Origin of the sequence: Cytophaga sp. FL35 (assembly GCF_014349235.1) — a bacterium.
In the GTDB taxonomy this organism is placed as follows: Bacteria; Bacteroidota; Bacteroidia; order Flavobacteriales; family Flavobacteriaceae; genus Euzebyella.
In genome coordinates this window covers 1-23,355 of record NZ_JACSOH010000024.1, presented here as the reverse complement: position 1 = coordinate 23,355, position 23,355 = coordinate 1, and the positions used below count along the sequence as shown (strand labels likewise).

24 protein-coding genes and 1 other RNA gene are annotated in these 23,355 nt (G+C 39.1%); 6 read left to right on the top strand and 19 right to left on the bottom strand.

Translation table 11 applies throughout. From position 1 onward, the window contains the following. Window positions 1–48: 48 nt before the first annotated feature. On the bottom strand, window positions 49–621 hold the full coding sequence (locus BIZ36_RS16420; protein WP_187458987.1) for a DUF4126 domain-containing protein: 573 nt from the start codon (window positions 619–621) through the stop codon (window positions 49–51). A gap of 106 nt (window positions 622–727) precedes the next feature. Further along, window positions 728–2,161, bottom strand: coding sequence for an ATP-dependent DNA helicase (locus BIZ36_RS16415; RefSeq protein ID WP_187458986.1), 1,434 nt, complete (start codon window positions 2,159–2,161; stop codon window positions 728–730). A 102-nt stretch (window positions 2,162–2,263) separates the two neighbouring features. Between BIZ36_RS16415 and BIZ36_RS16410 the strand changes: the two genes are divergently transcribed. Genes BIZ36_RS16410 through BIZ36_RS16400 form a run of 3 tightly spaced genes read left to right on the top strand, consistent with a single transcriptional unit; the run spans window position 2,264 to window position 4,279 of the window. Beyond that, window positions 2,264–2,914 (top strand): hypothetical protein, encoded by a 651-nt coding sequence (locus tag BIZ36_RS16410; RefSeq protein ID WP_187458985.1) that lies wholly within the window; start codon window positions 2,264–2,266, stop codon window positions 2,912–2,914. Then, on the top strand, window positions 2,892–3,728 hold the full coding sequence (locus BIZ36_RS16405) for a DUF3822 family protein (RefSeq protein ID WP_187458984.1): 837 nt from the start codon (window positions 2,892–2,894) through the stop codon (window positions 3,726–3,728). The genes BIZ36_RS16410 and BIZ36_RS16405 overlap by 23 nt, the downstream gene beginning before the upstream one ends. After that, window positions 3,728–4,279, top strand: coding sequence for an RsmD family RNA methyltransferase (locus BIZ36_RS16400; RefSeq protein WP_187458983.1), 552 nt, complete (start codon window positions 3,728–3,730; stop codon window positions 4,277–4,279). The genes BIZ36_RS16405 and BIZ36_RS16400 overlap by 1 nt, the downstream gene beginning before the upstream one ends. Here the strand turns inward: BIZ36_RS16400 and rnpB are convergent. Then, window positions 4,279–4,593: RNase P RNA component class A (rnpB, locus tag BIZ36_RS16395), an RNA gene on the bottom strand. The two genes, BIZ36_RS16400 and rnpB, sit on opposite strands and share 1 nt — an antisense overlap. Before the next feature lie 121 nt (window positions 4,594–4,714). On the opposite strand from rnpB, the gene BIZ36_RS16390 reads away from it, so the two are divergent. After that, window positions 4,715–6,568 (top strand): DNA polymerase III subunit gamma/tau, encoded by a 1,854-nt coding sequence (locus BIZ36_RS16390; RefSeq protein ID WP_187458982.1) that lies wholly within the window; start codon window positions 4,715–4,717, stop codon window positions 6,566–6,568. 15 nt (window positions 6,569–6,583) lie between these two features. Here BIZ36_RS16390 and BIZ36_RS16385 read toward each other — a convergent pair whose 3' ends face one another. Genes BIZ36_RS16385 through BIZ36_RS16355 form a run of 7 tightly spaced genes read right to left on the bottom strand, consistent with a single transcriptional unit; the run spans window position 6,584 to window position 13,363 of the window. Further along, window positions 6,584–6,931 carry a transmembrane 220 family protein gene (locus BIZ36_RS16385; RefSeq protein WP_187458981.1) on the bottom strand — a complete coding sequence of 116 codons (348 nt, stop codon included), beginning with the start codon at window positions 6,929–6,931 and terminating at the stop codon, window positions 6,584–6,586. Beyond that, window positions 6,928–8,307 carry an alkaline phosphatase family protein gene (locus BIZ36_RS16380; protein WP_187458980.1) on the bottom strand — a complete coding sequence of 460 codons (1,380 nt, stop codon included), beginning with the start codon at window positions 8,305–8,307 and terminating at the stop codon, window positions 6,928–6,930. The genes BIZ36_RS16385 and BIZ36_RS16380 overlap by 4 nt, the downstream gene beginning before the upstream one ends. After that, window positions 8,308–9,504, bottom strand: a complete 1,197-nt coding sequence (gene eboE, locus BIZ36_RS16375; RefSeq protein WP_187458979.1) for a metabolite traffic protein EboE — start codon at window positions 9,502–9,504, stop codon at window positions 8,308–8,310. A 2-nt stretch (window positions 9,505–9,506) separates the two neighbouring features. Further along, on the bottom strand, window positions 9,507–10,670 hold the full coding sequence (locus tag BIZ36_RS16370; RefSeq protein WP_353616853.1) for a 3-dehydroquinate synthase: 1,164 nt from the start codon (window positions 10,668–10,670) through the stop codon (window positions 9,507–9,509). 22 nt (window positions 10,671–10,692) lie between these two features. Continuing rightward, window positions 10,693–11,595 carry a UbiA-like protein EboC gene (eboC, locus tag BIZ36_RS16365; RefSeq protein WP_187458978.1) on the bottom strand — a complete coding sequence of 301 codons (903 nt, stop codon included), beginning with the start codon at window positions 11,593–11,595 and terminating at the stop codon, window positions 10,693–10,695. Next, window positions 11,595–12,503: a TatD family hydrolase gene (locus tag BIZ36_RS16360; RefSeq protein WP_187458977.1), complete on the bottom strand. Its 909-nt coding sequence runs from the start codon at window positions 12,501–12,503 to the stop codon at window positions 11,595–11,597. The genes eboC and BIZ36_RS16360 overlap by 1 nt, the downstream gene beginning before the upstream one ends. A gap of 5 nt (window positions 12,504–12,508) precedes the next feature. Then, window positions 12,509–13,363, bottom strand: coding sequence for an EboA domain-containing protein (locus BIZ36_RS16355; RefSeq protein WP_187458976.1), 855 nt, complete (start codon window positions 13,361–13,363; stop codon window positions 12,509–12,511). 158 nt (window positions 13,364–13,521) lie between these two features. Here BIZ36_RS16355 and BIZ36_RS16350 point away from each other — a divergent pair, with 158 nt between their 5' ends. Then, window positions 13,522–14,103: a MiaE family protein gene (locus BIZ36_RS16350; RefSeq protein WP_187458975.1), complete on the top strand. Its 582-nt coding sequence runs from the start codon at window positions 13,522–13,524 to the stop codon at window positions 14,101–14,103. 24 nt (window positions 14,104–14,127) lie between these two features. Here the strand turns inward: BIZ36_RS16350 and ppk1 are convergent, their stop codons facing one another. The 9 genes from ppk1 to rpsA form a co-directional block, all read right to left on the bottom strand. Next, window positions 14,128–16,242, bottom strand: coding sequence for a polyphosphate kinase 1 (gene ppk1 / locus BIZ36_RS16345; RefSeq protein WP_187458974.1), 2,115 nt, complete (start codon window positions 16,240–16,242; stop codon window positions 14,128–14,130). After that, on the bottom strand, window positions 16,243–16,728 hold the full coding sequence (locus BIZ36_RS16340; protein WP_187458973.1) for a SixA phosphatase family protein: 486 nt from the start codon (window positions 16,726–16,728) through the stop codon (window positions 16,243–16,245). It abuts the gene before it with no gap. 21 nt (window positions 16,729–16,749) lie between these two features. Next, on the bottom strand, window positions 16,750–17,397 hold the full coding sequence (gene pdxH, locus BIZ36_RS16335) for a pyridoxamine 5'-phosphate oxidase (protein WP_187458972.1): 648 nt from the start codon (window positions 17,395–17,397) through the stop codon (window positions 16,750–16,752). 69 nt (window positions 17,398–17,466) lie between these two features. Beyond that, window positions 17,467–18,372, bottom strand: a complete 906-nt coding sequence (locus BIZ36_RS16330) for a ribonuclease Z (RefSeq protein WP_187458971.1) — start codon at window positions 18,370–18,372, stop codon at window positions 17,467–17,469. Then, window positions 18,372–18,845: a DUF3291 domain-containing protein gene (locus BIZ36_RS16325; protein WP_187458970.1), complete on the bottom strand. Its 474-nt coding sequence runs from the start codon at window positions 18,843–18,845 to the stop codon at window positions 18,372–18,374. Before BIZ36_RS16325 ends, BIZ36_RS16330 begins: the two co-directional genes overlap by 1 nt. After that, window positions 18,842–19,174 (bottom strand): ribonuclease Z, encoded by a 333-nt coding sequence (locus BIZ36_RS16320; protein ID WP_187458969.1) that lies wholly within the window; start codon window positions 19,172–19,174, stop codon window positions 18,842–18,844. Before BIZ36_RS16320 ends, BIZ36_RS16325 begins: the two co-directional genes overlap by 4 nt. A 5-nt stretch (window positions 19,175–19,179) precedes the next feature. After that, complete coding sequence (locus BIZ36_RS16315) at window positions 19,180–20,106, bottom strand: aspartate carbamoyltransferase catalytic subunit (RefSeq protein ID WP_187458968.1); 927 nt, start codon at window positions 20,104–20,106, stop codon at window positions 19,180–19,182. 2 nt (window positions 20,107–20,108) lie between these two features. After that, a complete protein-coding gene (pyrR, locus tag BIZ36_RS16310) occupies window positions 20,109–20,648 on the bottom strand; it encodes a bifunctional pyr operon transcriptional regulator/uracil phosphoribosyltransferase PyrR (RefSeq protein ID WP_187458967.1) in 540 nt (179 codons plus the stop codon). A gap of 189 nt (window positions 20,649–20,837) precedes the next feature. Then, the gene (gene rpsA / locus BIZ36_RS16305; protein ID WP_187458966.1) at window positions 20,838–22,658 is read right to left on the bottom strand and encodes a 30S ribosomal protein S1; all 1,821 of its coding nucleotides are present in this window, start codon (window positions 22,656–22,658) and stop codon (window positions 20,838–20,840) included. Between the two features lie 265 nt (window positions 22,659–22,923). On the opposite strand from rpsA, the gene BIZ36_RS16300 reads away from it, so the two are divergent. Next, on the top strand, window positions 22,924–23,304 hold the full coding sequence (locus tag BIZ36_RS16300) for a LysM peptidoglycan-binding domain-containing protein (RefSeq protein WP_187458965.1): 381 nt from the start codon (window positions 22,924–22,926) through the stop codon (window positions 23,302–23,304). Window positions 23,305–23,355: the final 51 nt, after the last annotated feature.

The following is a 23,355-nucleotide window of genomic DNA, read 5'->3' as shown; positions in this document are numbered from 1 at the left end:
GCTAGTTTAATCCTTTAACTTAAGGAACCAAATTTTGTTCCTCCTCCTCTATTCCATTTTGGGCCTTGGTCGTAATTTTCTATAAATCCTAAAAATTAAAACCAAGATGATTATGACCAAAACTGCCGCCAAAATTGGCATAAATATGGAGGCGGTGGACACCACCATAGCTGTTCCTGTTTCTACCGTTGACACAATGGGGTTGCCCAAGCCACCAGTAGTAGCAGTGGAAGCCATTCTACCAGCTGCACCAGCCCCTTTGATGGCAGTTGCCGTTCCTCCACCCGCAATAATGGCCAAAGACCAAGTGACCACCGGGTCTAAATCCGCTACCGTGGAAACCATTACAGCGGTTCCCGCGATGGCAGCCAACGGAACCGCAAAACTATCTAAAAGATTATCAACCCAAGGAATAAAATAGGCAAATATTTCAACAACCGTAGCAACGCCAAAAGTTATGACAGCCGCTAGACTTCCGATCCAATGCCAATTATCATTTAGCTCCCACAAACCAAAATATGCCGCCAAACTAAGTGCAAATAGTGGCAAAAACACCCTGAAACCAACAGAAGCGGCCAATCCTACACCTAAAAAAATACTGATTATGGTTTCTGGCGTCATTTAGCTATAATTTATATGGGTTGGCATTAATAATGGGCTTAAAGCAATTTTCGAAGCCCCACTTAAAATTACCTTTCTTAACCAACCCTACGAATTTAACTTTTTCCTATTCAAGAAAAAAATCTCCTTTAAAACCAATAAGATACAACTTGCTCTTTGCCCTAGTAACCGCCGTATATAGCCATCGTAATAGTTCCTTATCCACACCATTGGGCATATAGGGTTGCTCTACAAACACTGTATTCCATTGGCCTCCCTGGGATTTGTGACAAGTAATGGCATAGGAAAACTTTACCTGTAAGGCATTAAAGTACTTGTTGTTCTTAACACCCATAAATTTCCGATACTTGGAGCTCTCATTCGCGTAATCTTTCATCACTTCCTGGTAAAGTCTATTGCCGTCTTCATATGATAATGACGGGGTAACCGCTTTTACAGTATCCAACAACAAAACAGTTTCAAAGGGTTTTTGGTTGGGATAATCGACCATTTTTACTTTTACCTCTGCAAACCTAAACCCGTAAAGGGACTTAAATGCAAAAATCTCCAGCACCTCAATGATATCACCGTTGGCTATAAAGCCCGCATCAGTGTTTGGTTTTAGCCAGAAGTAGTTGTTTTTGACCACCATCATATAATCCCCAACGGCCAATTCATTTTCCAGAAACAAAATTCTACTTCTAATATTTTCGTTGTACAGATTGGCCCTTTTGTTGGACCTTACGATAAAGGCAGTTTCTTCCTTGCCTTCATCCGAGTAAGAGGTATCAATAGCTTCTTGAACCTCATGGCCATCTATAAGCCTTATAATATCATTATAGGGAAGAACATCAAACTGAAAATTCTCAAAAAAACCGCTCTGCAATTGCTCCCGTAACATGGTGGCATTGGCAAGAATTCCAGAATCCGTGGCCTGTCTTACCACTTCATCCATTTCCATATCTATAACGTCCTTATTGTAATTTAAACTCAACCTATCAGCATCCAAGGCCGGGCTTAAGTCTAATTTTACCGGTGGCAACTGGGCGGTATCACCAATGAGAACAAGCTTACAATTATGGCCGGAGTAGACAAACATGAGCAAATCATCCAATAAGGAACCATTTTCAAACAGTTTGGAGTCGGCAGGAGCATCCGGGATCATAGATGCCTCATCCACAATGAAAATGGTATTTCTATGTTTATTGGGCGCCAGTACAAACTGAACCCCCGCTGCTCCCTGCTTTTTGGGGAAATAAATTTTTCTATGAATAGTAAATGCCTGCGTATTGGAGTAATTACTCATTACTTTGGCGGCCCTTCCCGTAGGCGCCATAAGTACGGATTTCTGCGTTGTTTTCCACAAGGTCTTTACCAAGGTTCCTATCAACGTGGTTTTTCCCGTACCGGCAAACCCCCTGAGCATGAACACTGTATCTCCTTTTTTAGACATTACAAAAGAGGCTAGTTTTTGTAATGCGGAAGATTGTTTTAGGGTAGGTTCGTGAGGGAATTTCTCAATCAACAATTTGTAGTAAGAAGCTTCTGTGAGGCTTGTCATAGGGCTCAAAGATAAAGATGATTTTTACTTGAAATACTTTTGCGATTGAAAAAAAATTGTAGATTTGTCCTAACCACTAAATTTAAATAACACTAGTAAGAAATGAAGACCGTAATTCAAATTGTACTTTGGATCGTTTGTATAGGATTGGGATATCTTATCTACAATTCCGTAACAGGCCCTATAGAATTTAACAAAACGAAGCAGGAACGTTTTGCTCAGGTAATTGCAAAACTTAAGGATATTAAAAATTCGCAAGAGGCTTACAAAACGGTTAACAAAAGGTACGCTAAGGACTTCAATAGCCTTATCAAATTTATAGATACCGGTAATTATACCATCACCCAACAACGTGACTCTTCCTTCATGGAATTTGATGAAACCTATCAAATCGATATGTTGAAGGAAGTAAAGATTATTGATACCCTAGGTACTGTTTCTGTTAAAGATTCTCTTTTCAAAGGAGATAACAGATACAAAAATTTAGCTGAAATTCCTTTCGCTCAAAACGGTGAGAAATTTACAATGGATGCCGGATTTGTTGAAAAGAGTGGCTATAAAGCTCCTGTTTTTGAAGCTAAGGTTGATAAATCAATCATCCTGTATGATCAGCCAAAAACTTTATTGGACAAAGAAAATGCAGAAATTGGGGTTGATGAGGTTAATGGTAATTCAATTGCTGTAGGATCTATGGACGAAGTTAGCACCAGCGGTAACTGGCCACCAGTTTATGACAAAAAAGGAGAGCAATAATATTACGGCGAACCATACAGTCGAAGAGTTTAAGAAATTGTCCATTCAAGTTAGCTTGAATGGACTTTCTTTTTGTGTTTTTGATTCTGTCAGCAATAAGATAATCAAGACACAGAACCAAGTATTTGAACAGACGCTTAACCCTTATCAACTATTAAAGGAGTTAAAGCAGATGCTTAACAAATACCAACTCACTACCCAAAAGTTTACTGAAGTAGTGGTAGTACACCGCAATCAACTTTTTGGTTTGGTACCCAAGCCCCTGTTCGATGAAAATGAATTGGCAAATTATTTAAAATTCAATACCAAAATATTGGCAAATGATCACTTGGCCTTTGATGAAATAGATAGTCATGACATGGTCAATGTGTATGTACCCTTTGTAAACATAAACAACTACATTTACGAACTGTACGGGGAATTTACGTATAAGCATAATGGTACGGTCATGGCAGAATCCCTTTTAAAGGGACAGTCAAAGGCCATCAACCCTATTTGTTATGTATATGTTTTGGAAAACCAGATGGATGTTACCATACTGGATCAAAAACAACTGGTATTATTCAATAGTTTTACATTTCATACCAAGGAAGACTTCCTATATTACTTACTATTTACCCTTGAGCAGTTAAAGCTTAGTACAGAGACAATTCCTTTAAAGTTATTTGGTGCTGTGGAAGAGGATGATGAGTTATATAAACTCTGTTATATATATGTGAAGAACATATCCATTTTTGTTCCGGAGTTTGGCCCTCATACTTATTTGAACAACCAAGAAGACACCATTGATTTTACAGTAATAAATGCCCTTTAATGCGTATAATTTCAGGAATCCACAAAGGAAAAAGATTGACAGCACCCAAAAATTTACCGGTAAGACCAACAACGGATATGGCCAAGGAAGCCCTGTTCAATATCCTAAACAACCGGTATTACTTTGATGAAATTAGCGTCTTGGACCTTTTTAGTGGCACGGGAAACATACTTTATGAATTTGCCTCCAGAGGTACAAAAGAATTATATGCAGTAGATAACCACTCCGGTTGCATTCAATTCATAAACAAAACGGCCAAGGATCTAGAAATGCCCATTACCGCTATTAAAAGTGACGTTTTTGGCTACTTAGAAAAATCCAATCTAAAAACGGACGTTCTGTTTGCGGACCCTCCTTACGACTTACCTACAGAAGAGTTTGAAAAGATAGTGACCCTTGTCTTCGCCAATGAAATGTTGCTGGAAGGCGGTTTATTAGTTTTAGAACATGCCAGCCACACAGACCTGTCTCACCTACCCCGCTTTTCAGAAAAAAGAAAATATGGCAGCAGTTCCTTTAGTTTTTTTGAAATGGAAGATAACGTAAACTAAAAATAAGCAGGCCAATAAGCCGGATTCTGTAAAGCTCCAAGGAGCTCCCTTATCATTTATCTGGTTTTGTCATTACTGACAAAATCTAACCGCCTACCCTTCGGTTTGGGCGTGCAACCCTCAAACACCGATTTACATGACGTTGCACCACATAGAGTTTACCTGGTTTCACTACAGCTTAACCTGTACATTCTTTCTGTTGCACTTGTCCTATTCCATTTAAAATGAAATGACGGGAGTTACCCGCTATGCTGCACTATGGTGTCCGGACTTTCCTCCCCAAGATTAGTTGGAGCGATAAGGTAGCCTGCTCAAGGGCAAAATTAGATTAATTGTTGATAAATAAAGATTTTATCTTCTCTAAATTGGAGAATCAAAGCCCCTTCGTTTTTTATATTTGTAGGTAAGTCTAATTGATAAGAAACACCCTGTTCATTGGAGCATTTTGTAGTATCGGCAAGAAAGTATAGACCCCAAACATTTAAGGATGTAGTTGGGCAACAAGCCATTACCAATACCCTCACCAATGCCATAGACCACAATCACTTGGCACAGGCATTACTTTTTTGTGGACCAAGGGGTGTTGGCAAGACCACTTGTGCCCGTATTTTGGCTAAAAAGATTAATCAAGACGGTACGGAAAGAGAAGATGAAGATTTTGCTTTCAACATTTTTGAGCTGGATGCCGCATCCAACAATTCCGTTGATGACATTAGAAACCTTATAGATCAGGTAAGGATACCGCCTCAAATTGGTAAATACAAGGTGTATATTATTGATGAGGTGCACATGCTCTCCCAATCGGCTTTCAATGCTTTCTTAAAAACGTTGGAGGAACCTCCAAAGCACGCCATATTTATTCTGGCCACCACCGAAAAACATAAAATTATCCCTACGATACTCTCCAGGTGTCAAATTTTCGATTTCAAAAGAATCACCGTTAAGGACGCCGCAGAGTACCTAAAATACATTGCCGAAAACCAAGGTATTAATGCAGAGGAAGATGCACTTCACATTATAGCTCAAAAGGCCGATGGTGCCATGCGTGATGCCCTATCCATATTTGATAGGGTGGTGAGCTTTTCCGGCAAGGAACTTACAAGAAAAGCAGTTACGGAGAACTTGAACGTTCTTGACTATGATACGTATTTTGAAGCCACAGATCTCATTTTGGAGCATGATATTCCAAATCTCTTGTTGCTTTTCAACAAAACTCTTTCCTATGGCTTTGATGGCCATCATTTTATAAGTGGTCTTGCTTCTCATTTTAGGGATTTAATGGTTTGTCAGCATACAGATACCATTAATTTATTAGAAGTAGGTGATGGTGCCAAACAGCAATACCTAGAGCAAGCAAAGAAAACCAATAACCCATTTTTGTTAAGAGCGCTTGACTTGGCAAATGAATGTGATTTAAAATACAAATCCAGTAGAAACCAACGGCTTTTGGTTGAGCTTACCCTAATGAAATTGGCATCCCTTGGTTTTGATGCCGAAAAAAAAAACTTTAGCGGTGAACTAAATACCCAAAGTGGAGAATTTATTGCTCCTGCCAGTTTTTATAAGGTCAGAAATAAAGAGCGAACATCTGTAACACCTACCCCGTCAGCAGAACAAAAAGAATCCCTCCCCACTGCACAGCCAACATCCGTAACGCCTCAGCAAAATAGTTCTGGAAAAGCAATAAATGTGCCCGAAAAGGAAGCAGAGGTGGCAACACTAGTAGAGGAACAAAAAAACAATTACGAGCCGCAACCTTCTAGACCTGTTCAAAAAGAGCCCCAGGTAGATGAAAGTGCCAAGAAGTTGGGTATGGATATTGCCAAAAAACGAATTTCTGCCCTCTCTATATCCAGTTTAAAGGCTAAAAAAGCGCACGAGGACAGTAAAAAAGATGTGAGCATTGATTACAGCAAGCTTCCCCGTTCTCCTTTTACGGAGGAGCAAATGCAACAACATTGGGAAGATTTTGTAGCGCACATCGACCAAAAGGGACAGAAGATCTTAGCTTCCAATTTGGGCGCCGATATACCGAAATTGCAAGGTGAGAACGTTATTTGGATAGAGTTGCCCAATAGCACTATGAAAAAGGAGATAGAACGGGAGCAATATGACCTCATGGAATACTTAAAGACCAACCTCAATAACTACTTTATAGAGCTTAAGATCACCGTTAATGAAGCCACCGCTAAAAAATTTGCATTTACACCGGAAGAGAAATATGAAAAATTACGTAAAAAGAACCCCGCAATAGATTTATTAAGAAAAACTTTTGACTTGGATTTATAACAATCCCATCAGCTTTTACTTTTCATACCGTAGCATCAGAGAGTAAACCAAAAATACTATTGCTACAATAAGCATTCCGCAGGCCTCCCTACCCTTCTCAATATTTACGATATCACCTTCACCAATGGTAAAACCTTCAAATTTTTCAGGCCACAAAAAGGCGGTTGCTACCAAATAAATAAGACAAAAAATTAAGGAAACAGAAAAATTCAACCTGCCATAGGCAAAAAATAAAGACCCGATAGCCGCCAAGCCATAAATGAGATACCAAGTAAACGCATCCGGGTCATTGTACTGAAGATATGCCGCCCATATGCACAAAAGTGCAAACACCACCCCAACAATTCTTTGTAGCTTCTTCATACTTGTTCAATTACGTGATTCTCCAAAATACCAAATACGTCTGTGGCATCCACTTCGTTGGCAAAAGTTGCACTTGGGTTGTCTGAAATTAATATTGGATAATCCGCTTTATTCTCAGGTACTCGTCCATGGGAACCTTTTATCAAAGTCGCATCCAATGGAATGATATCCAATACGGTTCTAAAGCCCAGTTTCTTTTTTAGAAGTTTGAGAGCTACTTTGGGCATGACCAATTTATCTTTAGGGTCCGTAAGCATTTCCACGGGATCAAAACCTGGTTTCTTATGAATATCTACCATCCTTGCGTAATCCGGAGCCTTTTTGTCATCTAACCAAAAATAGTAGGTAAACCAAGAATCCGGTCCTGAAAGCAACACCAAATCTCCCGATCGTTCATGTGCCAATCCATGTTTGGAAATTTCTTCACCTACAAGCACTTTTTCCACCCCGGTAACGGATTCCATTAACGTTTTTACCTCCTGTTTTATGGAAGCATCGTTTAAATAGATATGTGCTATTTGGTGGTCTGCAACGGCAAAAGCTTGACTAGCGCCAGCGTCCAGTAATTCCAGTCCACGTTCTTCGCGTACAGCTATGTACCCCTTAGACCGTAAAATCCTATTCAAATGGATAGGATTATTTACATTGGTAATCCCGTACTCGGATAGTATGATTACTTGCGCATTCTTCTTTTTATAATAGGTGACCAACTGTTTTACTACCCCATCAATCTCATTTAAATCTTTTTTGATTTTTTTAAAATCATGTCCATAGCGCTGCAAATTGTAATCTAAGTGAGGAAGGTAGACCAAGGCCAAGGTTGGATCATGCAGCTCATCTGTTCTTATGGTAGCATCTGCAATCCACTGGCTTGATTTAATGGAGGTCTTTGGACCCCAAAAATTAAACAAAGGAAACATTCCCAATTCGCTTTGAAGCGTATCCCTTAATTCTGCAGGGTGGGAATAACAATCAGGTATTTTCCTTCCATCGGCTAAATAATTAGGTCTAGGAGTAACACTGTAGTCTACGGTGGAATACATATTATACCACCAAAACATGTTCGCACATGTAAAGTGCTCGTCTTGCTTTTTTAATTTCTCCCAAAGTTTTTCACCTTCTACCAATTTATTGGATTGCCTCCAAAACTTTACTTCACACTCATCTTTAAAATACCACCCATTGGCTACTACACCGTGCTCTGCGGGTGTTTTCCCAGTTAGATAGGTAGATTGGGCGGTACAGGTAACGGCCGGGATTGCCGGATAAATATGTGCGGAGCGGCCAGATTTCAAAAATGATTCTATAAAAGGTGTATGCTCGCCAATTAAGCGTTGGGTAAGCCCCACTACATTGATTACAACGGTCTTCTTCATTTAATCGAACTTATCTTTGAACCAATTGAGTTCTCGTACAACGGATTCCGTTAAATCTCGCTTTAAGGCCTGAGGCAACACATCCCACGTGTAAGTTTCTATTTCCAAGTGCTCAGAAACAGGATTTTCCTTGATAAAATCAATAACCTTTAAAATATGGTCTTGTGTAGAATATAATTCCCCAAACTGTTCCAAGAAAATAGGAACATGAAAATGGGCCCTTAATTCCTCAAATGGATTTTTAGCTTTCAAGACCTCTGGCAAGTCGCTATAGGTTGTGACCTTACCATCTTTGAACTCAGTCACCTGATGCAAATAAACCGGTTCATCAAACTGAGAAAGTGCCTCCCAAACGGAATCATTATTTTCCTTATTTGATATAATTTTCAAAGCGGCACTTACTTGAATTTTTCCAATTTGTATGCCTGCATTTTTGAATTTTGAAAAGGTATCCTCCGGTTCCTCATAGGCAAGGGAAAAGTGGCAAATATCGTAACAAACCGTAATATAGCGATGAATCAAAGCTTTTGCTTCCCTTTCCGATGTCTCAAGTTCATCCATTAAAAACGGTACACCCATAGGAACTAAATACTCATTGAAATAAGATAGCACCTCATCACTATTTTCTAGTAAGCCGTCTGGTTCGGGCTCCAAATCCAAGTGCATATAAACTCCTGATTTCTCTTCCAACTCCTGCAAATGCAATACAACTTGCAATAGATGCTCGGTCCCCTTTTTAAAGGCCAACTTAGTAGCTGTCTCATCCTTGTGCCAATATTTATAGCTTATGGGAGAAGTGGAAATACCACCGTTCATTCCCTCTGGCAATAGGACCAGCAACTGATCAAAAAGTCGTTTGGTATATTCCAGCCGCTCCTTTGTGGTCCAATCTGGGGTATGAACATCATCCTTTACTCTTTCATTATGAAAATTTCCATAAGGAAATCCGTTCATCGTAAAAACGTACACCCCTTTATCATCCAACCACTTTTTAAACTCCTGTAATCTTTTTGCTGTTCCTAATTCTTGACTGGCCTTGTTGGACAACCTTAGCCCTAGACCGAAATCTGAAGTATCCGTTACCCGCTTTTTAATCACGGGAACGTGTTCTTCCAAAGTTTGAAAAGTGGTTGCCCAATCAGACCCTGGGTGAACATTGGTACAATATGTTAATTGAAAGTTTTCTGTTAATTTCAAAGTTAAACGGCTTTTGATTCTGAAATTTTATTGACTAGATAAAGGGCTTCCATCATTTTATCACTATCTATTTCGTGAACATCATGTTTTTTACCAATATCTGAAATGAGGGTAATGGTAAGCTTGCCTCCCAAATGCTCCCTAAACTCTTGAATTCCCTTTAAAAGGCGTTTCATTTCTTCCTTTGAACTAATGGGGAAATGCAGATCGAAACCAATATTTTCAAAAACTTGAGCCACCCTGTTAAAATCGCTCTCACTAATCAAACCCGTAAGATATGAGTAAGCAACATCCAAAACAATACCCTTGGCCACTGCTTCCCCATGGCGTAATTGATAATTGGTCATCTGCTCCAGTTTATGTGCGGCCCAATGGCCAAAATCCAATGGTCTAGAAGAACCGCTTTCAAAAGGGTCCCCGCCGGTTGCTATATGCTCCATATGCATTTCGGCACACCTGTAAATGGTATACTGCATTGTTTGCATATCGCGCTCACCCAGTTTAAGAGCGTTTTTTTCAATGTATTCAAAGAATTTTTTATCCTTGATAAGCGCTACCTTCAAAGCTTCCGCCACACCAGAAATCCAGTCTCTTTGCTCCAGTGTTTCTAAAAAGTTACTGTCATTTATAATAGCATACGGAGGGGCAAACGTTCCTAAAAAATTCTTTTTCCCGAAGTAATTTACACTATTTTTTACACCAACGGCAGAGTCATTTTGAGAAAGTACCGTTGTAGGAATACGAATGATTTTCACACCCCTATGCGCAATAGCTGCTGCGTAGCCTGCCATATCAATAACTGCACCACCACCAATTACTACAACAAAAGAATGTCTGCAAATAGCATAATCATTGATACCGTCCAAAATTTGGTTCACATGCTCCTCTCCATTCTTACAGGCTTCTCCACCTTGAACAATTACGGATTGGGTATGTACAAGATTATCTTTGTACACATCACAATAGGAAGCTATATTTTTTAGTAAATCCGGATGCGCTTCAGAAACCCCGTTATCCACCACAAAAAGCAGTTTTACCGGTTCGCTTTTATATTCATTTAAAAGATCACTGAACAACGTATTCTTTTGATCGAATAGATTCTCGGTAAAGAACAACCTATACCTGTAGGCAACTTGAAAATTCTGTTCTATAGTCTTCATCATTATATTCTTTTTTTTGGCTGCTCAATTAAGTTACAGCAAACATCCGGGCCAATCCTTTTGAAATTGGAAGTAATAGTAAGATAACTAAACCATACCACCACACTGAAAAAGAAGCCCCCAAGGCCGCATCCATTATTATTAGGGAAATGACCCCTCCCATTACGGCTCCTTTAATATTCTTTGGTGAATTATCTTTATATGCTTTTATCAAAGGCCTGAATATCATAAAAGCAAAGAGCCCTAAATATATGAACGTTCCCAGAATTGATTCCGTATAGATAAATGACGCTAACAAAATGGCCAAAATGACTACGGAATATAACACTCCCGCCAAAACTATGTGCCCCTTATTATCCCCATGTACCTCCCCCCTACTTATAAGAGTTATGGCAAATATGTAAACCACTGGTATAAATGCTAACCAAGCATAAGAAAACATACCTAAAATTGACATTCCCAAAATGAGATTGAGCCCCCTGCAGACACCCATGTTCAAAGGTCCAAAAAAGCCATGCTTCTTAGCTAACCCATCATACAACAATATACTCAAGACCAAAGCAGTAGCAATAGCACCAGAAGCCAAAGAAACAAAAAAAGCCATTGTAACCCCCAACAACAGAACTACCGCTCCAAAGATACTCGCAGAGACCAATGGTACCACTCCACTAGGTATAGGTCTTTCCGGTCTTTCAATTAAATCTAGACGATAATCGAAAACATCATTCATTATCACTCCTCCTGCATAGAGAAAAATAGAGGATACCGTAAGAAGTAAGAATGAAAGCCCCAATTCGGAAGCAAAAACCTCAAGTGAATTTTCAGAAATGAAAAGCCCTCCTATAGCCGCTCCGGCAAAAATATCGGCTGCAGCCGTGGGAAGGTTGGCAGGCCTGGCCAAACGGGCATAACCAAGTATAACCTTGTTCATTATGTGATTTGATCTGCGTCTATTCTAGGCTCTTGCCCCCTCAACACACTATTATCATTGAACAATTGTGATTGATTGATTCCTTGTGGGTTTAACCAATGTTCTTCCTTCATTTTGCCATTGTAGCTAAAAATATCCAATGCATTTTGATAGCACGTTTTATGAACATCCTCCTTGGCGATACCTCTTTTAAGCATTAATGAGGCAGTTTTTGGCACAGCTAGAGGATCACTTACGCCCCAATCCGCAGAACTATCAACGATAATATTGGTACTACCAAACTTTCTCACCACCTCTACCATACGCTCATTACCCATTTTAGTCTTTGGATAAATAGTAAAGGCAGCTATAAAGCCTTTATCCAATACGTCCTTAACGGTCTCTTCATTGTTATGGTCAATAATAACCTTGGAAGGGTCTAAACCGTGTTCAAGACAAACTTCCATACTTTTAAGAGTGCCCGCTTTTTTATCGCGGTGGGGGGTATGCACTTGAACTACCATATCCAACTCCTTAGCCATTTCTAGCTGCATCCTAAAATATTTATCCTCTGCCGGGGTCTGATCATCATACCCAATTTCTCCTATGGCCACTACATTCTCTTTATGCAGATAAAGTGGCAGAAGTTCAATAACCTGCTCAGCCAGGGCCTCATTATTGGCTTCTTTGGAATTAAGGCCTATGGTACAATAATGCTGAATCCCAAATTGACTTGCCCTAAAACGTTCCCAACCAACTAGGCTGCTAAAATAATCTTGAAACGAGCCTACTTGAGTACGGGGCTGCCCCAACCAAAAAGATGGTTCAATTACCGCTACAACCCCTGCTGCGGCCATTGCCTCGTAATCATCCGTTGTACGGGATGTCATATGAACATGCGGGTCAATGATCATCATTTTATCTTCCATAATATTTATTTTACATTTTCCCAAGTAATCGTTCCGTTAGTAACTTGGTGGTTTAGTTGTTGGTAATTCTGTAGTAATTTTTGTGCTTCCCCATTACCGGAAAAATGACAGCAAAGGGCACCTGCTTTATTCTCGGACGGATTATCACTATCTAACAGGCGTTTCATATCCTCATAGAGCACACCTTCTATAAACCTCGAAACAGGCCTCCAAAATAAGGGATCAATTTCCCTAGACGCAGCCCATCTCTCATGAGCATAATCCGAAATTATTCTAGCTAAATCTTTATTGGCCCTAGCATCAACCTCTAAAATTTGAGAAAGGTCTAACTGCATAAAAGCAGCCTTTAAATACATTTGGTTCCACTGTTGATCGTTAAAAAACCTGGCTGGATAAGGATTACCCATGCTAATCGCCTCAAAAACGGTGGCAATATTGGTTCGTAAAGCCTCCACCGCTACGTGGTTATAGTCTTTGGCGTTGGGTAACAAACTAACAAATTTCAAGAAAGTGATAAGTTCTCCCGTATCGGCCACTTGTATCAAGTTGGCTACTTTAGGCTGAAAAAAAGTGGCATCGGTTTTTAAAACCTTGATCAACAAGTAAATTCTGGAAATCTCCAGCTCATTGGCTTCCTGCTGCAATAAATAAGATTCCAGCTCTTTATTATCAAGCTCAAACGAGATTTTCTTATTCCGATCTGCTTTGGTTGACAACAAACTATAGGTGAGGTACAAATCTTTGGTAGACTTGTTTTCAATTATGACATCAATTTTGGAATTGAGCCAATCAAATGCATCAGCATTTAAATTAGAGCTCAATATATGCAATAGCTCTTCATCTACGCTTGAGAGATTCATGGTACTATTTTTGGACTTCTTGGTTTAATTTGGTGTTGTTTTGTAGCAATTGCCAAAAAACAACTAACTACAAATCTAATTATTCCCAAGGGAAACTTACCTAAAAGGAAGCTTTCATTCTAAAGATTCTTCCTAATTTTACAAAAAAATTAAGAATTATGCTCGGTCTTAAACTGCCTACGGACCCTAGATGGGTAAACATCGTTGAAAAGAATATAGATGAAATCTTAACAGATCATGCGTATTGTGAGCAAAAGGCCGCCAGCACAGCTATCTCATTGATTATTAGCTTTCCCGAATACACTGAATTGGTAGATGAAATGATTGCACTTTCACGTGAAGAAATGGGACACTTTAAAATGGTTCATGACCGCATAATCGCCAGAGGACAAACCTTGGGCAGAGAGCGAAAGGACGAGTACGTGGTCAAGTTAATGAAGTTCTTTCCCAAAGGAGGTAGTAGAAACACCCATTTAACCCACCGTCTTTTGTATGCCGCCCTCATTGAAGCCAGAAGCTGTGAACGTTTCCGTTTACTCTCCGAAGAATTAGAGGACAAAGAACTTGCAGAGTTTTACCATAAACTAATGGTAAGTGAAGCCAACCATTATACTATGTTCCTAAAATTTGCCCGACAATATGGGAACAGGGAAGAGGTAGACCAAAAATGGAACGACCTTTTAGAGTATGAAGCTTCCATCATGAAGGAGTTAGGAAAAAAAGAGACCATTCATGGTTAACTGAATAGTCTCTTCTTATAGATTTTACATATCTATACCTTCCTCAATATTATCAACAGAACTTAATTTGTTCTTGTAATAATCATACATAGCAAATTGGGACCGTAAGGCCGGCTTATCATTTTTCCTATAGAGATTACGCTGTTCCTCATCAAAAATTCTAGCTTTCACATTATCGTTCCATGAAATATTAAACGTATCTATAAGCTCCTTTTTGATATCCTCATCATAAATTGGACAGCCTACCTCCACCCTATTTTCAATATTTCTGGTCATGAAATCAGCAGAGGAAATATACACCTTTGGATTCCCCTCATTGCAGAAAATAAATAGCCTAGGGTGTTCCAAAAACTTATCTACCACACTTATGGCTTCAATATTTTCACTCATCCCCTCCACACCAGGAATCAAGCAGCAAATACCCCTAACTACCATTTGAATTTTTACGCCGGCATTGCTAGCTTCGTAAAGCTTATCGATCATTTTGTAGGACGTAAAGCTGTTCATCTTTATTTTAATGTAGGCCTCCTTACCAGCCTTGGCATTGGCAATTTCCTTATCAATCAGTTTTTTAAAGAAGCTTTTTGTATAATGTGGCGATACAATTAAATGCTTGTATTTATTGATTTTATAGGTAGTTTCAAAGAAATCGAATACCTTGTTCAGCTCCTTTAGTATGGGTTCGTTTGCCGTAAATAAAGTGTAATCCGTATAAATTCTAGCTGTAGATTCGTTAAAATTACCGGTACTAATAAAACCGTAGCGCTTTATTTCTTCGTTCTCTTCACGCTCAATTAAACAAATTTTACTGTGAACCTTTAAACCCGGTACACCAAAAATGAGCTTCACCCCTTCTGCCTGTAATTCTTCTGCATATCTGATATTCGCCTGTTCATCAAAACGGGCACGCAATTCAATCTGTAAGGTAACCTGTTTTCCATTTTTTACGGCATTGCTCAAACAGGCCGCTACCTGAGAATTATTTGCCAAGCGATATACCGTAATTTTTATGGTCTTCACCTTTGGATCCAGGGCAGCCTCCCGCAAAAATTTAAGTATATAGGAGAACGTGTGGTAGGGGGTATATTGCATATAATCCTTCTCCGCTATCTTCTCCAAAAGACTCCCTTCAATATTGAGACCTTTTACAGGCAGCGGTGTAATCTTATCATACATAAGATCGTTTCTTCCCAAACTTGGAAAGCCCATATAATCCCTTTTATTGTGGTACCGACCTCCTGGAATAACACTATCCGCATCTTCAATTTCCATCTTTTCCTTCAGAAACTCTAGCGTATCGTTTTCGATGCTCTTGTCATACACAAAACGGACCGGGTCACCTATTTTTCGGTGCTCTACACTGGAACTGATTTTTTCTATAAAACTCTTACTAAGATCATTGTCTATATCCAATTCCGCATCCCTGGTAATTTTTATCATGTGGGAGGTTATAGACTTATAATCAAACATTGGAAAAACACTGTCCAGACAGTATCTGATAACATCATCCAATATTATAATGTAATTCTTATTGCCCTCTTTGGGCAGCACTACAAAACGATCGATTCCTTTTGGAATTTCTATAAGTGCATACCGCTTTTCCTTTTTCTCGTAAGTGCTTTTTGTACGGTCATCACTTCTTAAAACCATTTTTACCGCCAAATAAGCGGCAGTGTCCTTAAGCATCGGAAATTCCGCCAAATCACTTAGGATAATAGTCATTAATTGCGGACTTACCTTTTGCAAAAAGTATTTTTTAACAAAGGCACCTTGCTTTTCGGTTAACTGATTTTCGTTCAATAGATATACATCCTGCTCTTCCAGTTCCTTTTCTATTTTTTCAAGGATTTCAACACTTTTGCGTTGTTGGTCGATCACTATTTTAGTAATCTCTGCCAACAAATCTTTGGCTTTTTCGCCACCTAGAACACTTTTACCAGATTTACCTGCCTCAAAAATTCGCTTAACCGTGGCATACCTGACTTTGAAAAACTCGTCCAGGTTGTTAGAAAAAATACCTAGAAAACGTAACCTTTCGATTAACGGAACATTTTTATCTTCACTCTCTTGAAGCACCCGCTCATTAAAACTTAACCAACTTATTTCCCTATTTATGTATCTAGGCTTTGTTTTTATCATTTATCTATAGTCTTTCGGAAAAATTGTTTGAATTGTTGTGCCCTTGCTTATCGATTTCCACTGAGAAGTATCAAAACTTATATGAACCAAACCGCTTGTGGGCACGTTCTCAATATAGCTATTTCCCAAAGAATTGGCAAGGTCCGTAAAGGCATGGTTATGACCAAATATCATGACGGTTTTGAGGTTATCTGAAAGACCTTTAACAAACTGTAAATCAGATTCTCCTGAAAAATCGTATAGTTCCTCAACTACTTGAAAACCTGAAAAGGGAAATTGTAGGCTTCTCAAAAAAATCATGCAGGTATGCAATGCCCTGTTGGCAGGGCTGGAAAACACAGCATCAATATTTATCTTGATAGCATCTAATTTAGCGGCCACCAAAAACGCATCATTAATTCCCCGCTCCTGCAAAGGCCGGTCTTTATCGTTCACGGCATAATCCCACGAAGATTTACCATGACGTACTAGAATAAGATTTTTCATATGCTCCAAAGATATTTTTAATCAAGGCGATAAACGCTCTATATTCCACACACCGTTTTCCTCTGCGGAATACAGAATCCTATCGTGTAAGCGGTTGGCCCTTCCTTGCCAAAACTCCATTTCTTCCGGAATAACCAAATAACCTCCCCAATGTGCCGGCCTCTTTATTTCGGTGCCTTTAAATTCCGTCTCCAGTTCTTCTAGTCTATTTTCCAAGAATTGACGTGAAGGTATTACCGTACTTTGATTCGAGGCCCATGCACCCAATTTACTGCCCTCAGGCCTGGAATTAAAATACGCATCCGAGGTTATACCATCCACTTTTTTCACTTGCCCCTTTATAATTACTTGGCGCTCCATGGCAGGCCAAAAAAAGGAAAGACAAACCTTATTGTTAACAGCAATGGATTTACCCTTTTCACTTTCGTAATTCGTATAAAAAACAAATCCATCAGAATTGAACTCCTTTAACAAAACCACCCGGCTTTTGGGGTACCCATCCAAACCAAGGGTAGAAAGGGTCATTGCATTTGGCTCCTCCACTTGACCTTGCGCTTCGGTTTCCATAAACCACCGTTGAAATAATTCAATGGGTAAAGTTGGTAAGACGTCTTCGGTCAGCTCGCTTTTTTCATAAGATTTTCGGTAGTCTCCTAAGTCTTTTTGCATTGTACAGGTTCTATAAAACTTCTGTATCAAATTTCAGCAAAAGAAAAGAATTGAGAAAGTCTGTGACCTCTAAAACTCAAAAACTTTTCCATCGTCTCCTAAATAAACATTTGGAAAAATCTCTTCAGCTTCTGTTTTAAATAATTCTATGGATTTATACCTTGTGGAATAGTGCCCAAGAACCAGTGCACCAACATCTGCTTGTTGGGCAATCGAGGCCGCTTCCTTGGCCGTGGCATGCTTTGTTTTTAGGGAGAATTTAGCTTCGGATTCCAAGAAAGTGGATTCATGATAAAGAGCATCTACATTCGAAATCTGACTGACTATTTCTGGCTTGTAGGCCGTATCACTACAAAATGCGTAGCTTTTGGGTTCCGGAGGGTCTAAGGTGAGTTGGTCATTTGCAACTACGGTTCCGTCCTCCAAGGTTACGTCTTTTCCTTTTTTAATATTTCTAAAATAAGCTTTATCTACCTTATATTGCGCCATTGCCTCTACATTGAGTTTTCGATCGCCGGGCTTTTCCCTAAATAAAAAGCCATTGGTGTATACCCTATGATCCAGAGGAATAGTAGTGACCGTTACAGTATCATCTTCAAAGATAAGTTGGGGCACTTTTTCCGTAAGCTCATGGAAGAAGAGTGGATAGTTGGTCCACGAATCCCCTAATTTTAATAGCAGCAAAATGGCCTCCTTAATTCCTTTTGGCCCATGAATATGCAATTCTTTTTCCCTTCCTAAAAGCCTAAAGGTAGATATGAGCCCTGGGAGCCCAAAGAAATGGTCTCCATGCAAATGAGATATGAATATATGCTCAATTCTAGAGAATTTCACTTTATTCTTGCGAAGCTGCACTTGAGTACCTTCCCCGCAATCAATTAAAAACAAATGGTTTTTAATTTCAAGTACCTGAGAAGTGGGATTAGTTAAAGTGCGCGGTGTAGCCGCATAACAACCAAGAATCGTAAGCCTCATTAATTTTCAGGATTGTAGTTTTTGGCTTCCTCTAAGGTATACTTACCCTTAAAACTGAATGCATATGGAGTCTCCCCATGGTCCTTTAGATATTGTAATCGTTTTTGGGCTTCTTCCGGCGTAGGCATGGAGCCTTTCTCAACATACCATAAGCAAATATGCATTTCACTCAAATTGTGAAACCATTCTTTTTTTCTTCTTAATACACCGGCATGTTGAGAAGCATATGTAAAATTGAACAAGGCCTCCTTAGATTCCCAAACGGACATATTAATAATTAAAAAATAATCTTCAAATACTCGCAAGGCCGTGGCGTTGTTTTCATCTCCTTTTAACCTCCAAACGTATCCTGGGCTGTTTTCCGCAATTGCGTTAATGCGATCTAGGTTATTAACAAACCCTTCCATTACAGGGCTATCAATAGGTTCCAACATTTTTGCAATATTTACCTGCGCTAGATGAAATTCACTCATAACTCTAAATCCCTTTCTATTTCTTCCATTTCAATGATGTCATGTGCTTCCTGTACGGTAGGTACCACACAAATGGTGTCCGGCACATCATCATAGGAAACCTTATCGGTTACCAGCACAAATGATTTATTGTTTTTTTTATGAGTATCGGAAAGTTGCAGAAACTCCAAGACATCGTCAGATGTCAATTTAGAAAAGGAAAACAGGTTAACAACTATATGCTCATTCTTTAACTTGGGATAAGCATCATTTAAATTTTGAAGAAAAGTTGACAAGGTTGTTTTTTCCTGAAAAACAACGGTAGTTGACCCATTGGAATCAAATATCATAACTGTTATTTAATTTTAGACGCTAAAAGGTAAATTACGGCCATACGTATGGCAACACCGTTCTCAACTTGATTCAAAATAATTGATTGTTTGGAATCGGCAACATCGGTAGTGATCTCAACACCCCTATTTATTGGACCTGGGTGCATTATCACAATTTCTTTATCAAGACTGTCAAGCAGTTTTTTGTTGACACCAAATTGCTGTGTATACTCTCTGGTCGTTGGAAAATAACTAATATCTAGCCGTTCGTTCTGTATGCGCAACATATTTGCAACATCACACCAATTTAAGGCCTTTCTTAAATCTGTCTCGACCTCTACTCCCAGTGACTCCACATATTTGGGTAAAAGTGTTTTGGGTCCACACACTTTTACATTTGCTCCTTGAAGCTTAAGGGCGAATATATTACTAAGCGCTACCCTAGAATGTAAAATATCACCAACAATAACCACGTTTTTTCCGCTAACATCCCCCAATTTTTCTCGTATGGAGTACGAATCCAACAATGCTTGGGTTGGGTGCTCATGCGCCCCGTCACCGGCGTTTACTATAGAAGCGTTTACATGTTTGGATAGAAATATACCGGCCCCTGGATTCGGATGCCTCATCACCACCATATCCACTTTCATAGAAAGGATATTATTTACCGTATCTATTAGAGTCTCCCCTTTTTTTACCGAAGACTGGCCTGCCGAAAAATTGATAACATCTGCTGAAAGTCGTTTTTCCGCCAGTTCAAAAGAAAGCTTGGTACGAGTGCTGTTTTCAAAGAAAATATTGGCAATGGTAATATCCCTAAGTGAAGGCACCTTTTTTATAGAACGGTTAATGACCTCCTTAAAATGATCTGCCGTCTCAAAAATGAGCTGTATATCCTTTTCGGTCAGATACTTTATACCCAATAAGTGTTTTACACTTAATTCGCTCATTGTTATTTATTAATTAGATAAATTACGTCTTCGCCTTCGTTTTCTTTCCAGTGAACCTTTACTTTTTCCTCATTAATGGCATCTACCTGTCTTCCTCTATAATTAGGTTGAATGGGCAAATGCCTACTAAACCTCCTATCTATTAAAGTTAAGAGCTCTATTTCTGAAGGCCTACCAAATGATTGAATAGCGGTTAGGGCTGCCCTAATACTACGGCCAGTGTACAAGACATCATCTATAAATACCACCTTTCTATCCTCAACCAAAAAATCTATTTTGGTTTTATTTGCTTCCAAGGGCTTTTCCCCCCTTCTAAAATCATCACGGTAAAAAGTAATATCCAAAAAACCTAAATCTACGTGTCTTACTCCGTATTCCTCCTTTAAAATTTTAGTAAGTCTTTGGGCAACGAAGGTTCCCCTTGGTTGTATTCCTACCAAGGCCGTATCCTTAAAATCGAGGTGATTTTCCAATAACTGACAGGCCAAACGATGAAGTATGATATTGATTTCCTTTTCGGAAAGAAGTACTTTTTGACCCATAGTGCCCTATTGGATTAGCTGAACAAAAATAGGGAATTCTTGTTAAAATTGACAATGTTTGTTCTGGACCGAAACCATTACTTATAAACCGTTTAAAATGCGCCTTTTATCTTCATTTACCAAGGTTTAGACATAAAAAAAAGCCCTACCGAAAAAACGGTAGGGCCTTGAAATAAATTCAACAAAAGCTTATTTCTTACCAGCTTCCATTTTATCTTTCAATGCTTGAAGCGCTTCATTGGCATCTCCTAAAGTAGGTTTAGCCTCATCAGCTGCTGCTGCAGCTTTTTTCTGAGCCGCTTTAATGTTACGCTGCTCTTCTTCACGGAAGATAGCAGTGTGACTAGCAACTACACGCTTAAAGTCTTTATTAAACTCAATGATTCTGAATTCAGCCTCTTCACCTTTAGAAAGTTTAGAACCGTCTTCTTTCTCCATATGACGCTGAGGAACAAATGCAGTAATATCCTCATTGAACTCAATAGTAGCACCTTTATCAACTACATCTGTGATAGCCGCCTTGTGAACGGTACCTTCAGCAAATTCTTGCTCGTACTTGTCCCAAGGGTTCTCAGTAGTTTGCTTATGGCCCAAGCTTAGCTTACGACCTTCCACATCCAACTCAAGAACTTCAACTTCCATAGTATCACCAACATTTACAAACTCAGATGGATGTTTGATTTTCTTGGTCCAAGAAAGATCGGAGATATAGATCAAACCGTCAATTCCTTCTTCCATTTCTACAAACACACCAAAGTTGGTAAAGTTTCTAACAATACCTTTATGTCTTGAACCAACTGGGTATTTAGAAGTAATATCTGTCCATGGATCTGGAGTCAATTGCTTGATACCAAGAGACATCTTACGATCTTCCCTATCCAAAGTAAGAACAACAGCCTCTACCTCATCACCAACGTTTACAAAATCCTGTGCTGAACGCAAGTGAGTAGACCAAGACATTTCAGATACGTGGATCAACCCTTCAACTCCTTCAACAACTTCAATGAACGCACCGTAATCTGCGATTACAACGACTTTTCCTTTAACCTTATCACCAATTTTGATATCATCGCTAAGGGCATCCCAAGGATGTTTCTCCAATTGCTTCATACCTAACTGGATACGAGATTTGTTCTCATCAAAATCAAGGATAACAACATTGATTTTCTGATCAAGTTCCACAACCTCGTTCGGATGGTTGATACGGCTCCAAGAAAGATCGGTAATGTGTACCAATCCATCAACTCCACCAAGATCAACAAAGACACCGTAAGAAGTAATGTTTTTAACAACACCTTCCAATACTTGTCCTTTTTCAAGTTGGCTAATGATTTCTTTCTTCTGCTCTTCAATATCAGCCTCGATAAGTGCTTTGTGGGAAACAACAACGTTTTTGAATTCATGATTGATTTTAACCACTTTGAATTCCATAGTTTTTCCAACATACTGATCGTAATCCCTGATCGGTTTTACATCAATTTGTGAACCAGGCAAGAACGCTTCAATACCAAATACGTCTACGATCATACCACCTTTGGTTCTGCACTTAACAAAACCACTTACGATTTCTTCTTTATCGTGGGCCGCATTAACGCGATCCCAAGCCATAATGGTCCTAGCCTTTCTATGCGAAAGCACTAACTGACCACTCTTGTCTTCACGAATATCGATCAAGACTTCTACCTTGTCACCCACCTTTAAATCTGGGTTGTACCTAAACTCGTTCAAGGAGATAACACCTTCAGACTTGGCGTTAATGTCAATGATCGCTTCACGATCGGTCAAGTAAACTACCTTTCCTTCCACCACTTCTTCATCTGCGGTATCCACAAAGTTTTCGGCAACTAGCTTTTCAAACTCTTCCAATTTAGAGTCATCAACGCGCTCAATTCCCTCTTCATACTTCTCCCAATCAAAGTTTTCCAAAAATTCTTTTGGGTCCTGTTTAGGAGTTTCTTGTGGTGCTGCGGCAGTTTCTTCTACCTCAACTGTGTTTTTTTCTTCAGCCATGTGCTGATTTAAATTTGTATTCTACGATGACTCAAGAGTTAAACAATTCTCGCAGAAGATGTTATAAGTTTGATTTTCTAAATACCTTTTCCTCTTGATTTCTTTGCAAAAAAGGTGTGCAAAAATAAGGCTTTATCTTCACTTCACCAAGCTTATTTTTAGTGGTTTGAAGATAATATTAGAATTTTAAGGATTTTGCTGCCCGATACAACAAATATACCTATCTTGAACAATGAAATATTAACCATTAATAAAACTCAAAATCATGAGCGTAAAAGCAAAATATCAACCTGTTTTAGACCTTGGCGAAGAATTAGGAATCAAAGACGGCGATGTACGGGTAGAAGGTGATGTCTTAAAGGTTAAAGGCGAAGCTGCAACCCAGTACGAAAAGAACCTTCTTTGGGACAAAATAAAGGAAATAGGTGGTGAAAGCCCTAGCGATATTATGGCCAACATTACTGTAGGCGATACCTCCGTTTATGCAAGACACACCGTAAAAAGCGGGGAATCCTTAAGTAAGATTGCCAAAAAATACTACGGAGACCCAATGAAATACAAGCAAATCTTTGATGCAAATACCAATATTCTTAAAAACCCGGATGTGATTCACCCAGACCAAGAATTGGTTATTCCCAACCTATAATCTCTAAAATAAAGGAATAAAAAAAAAAGGTCTTCAATTGAAGACCTTTTT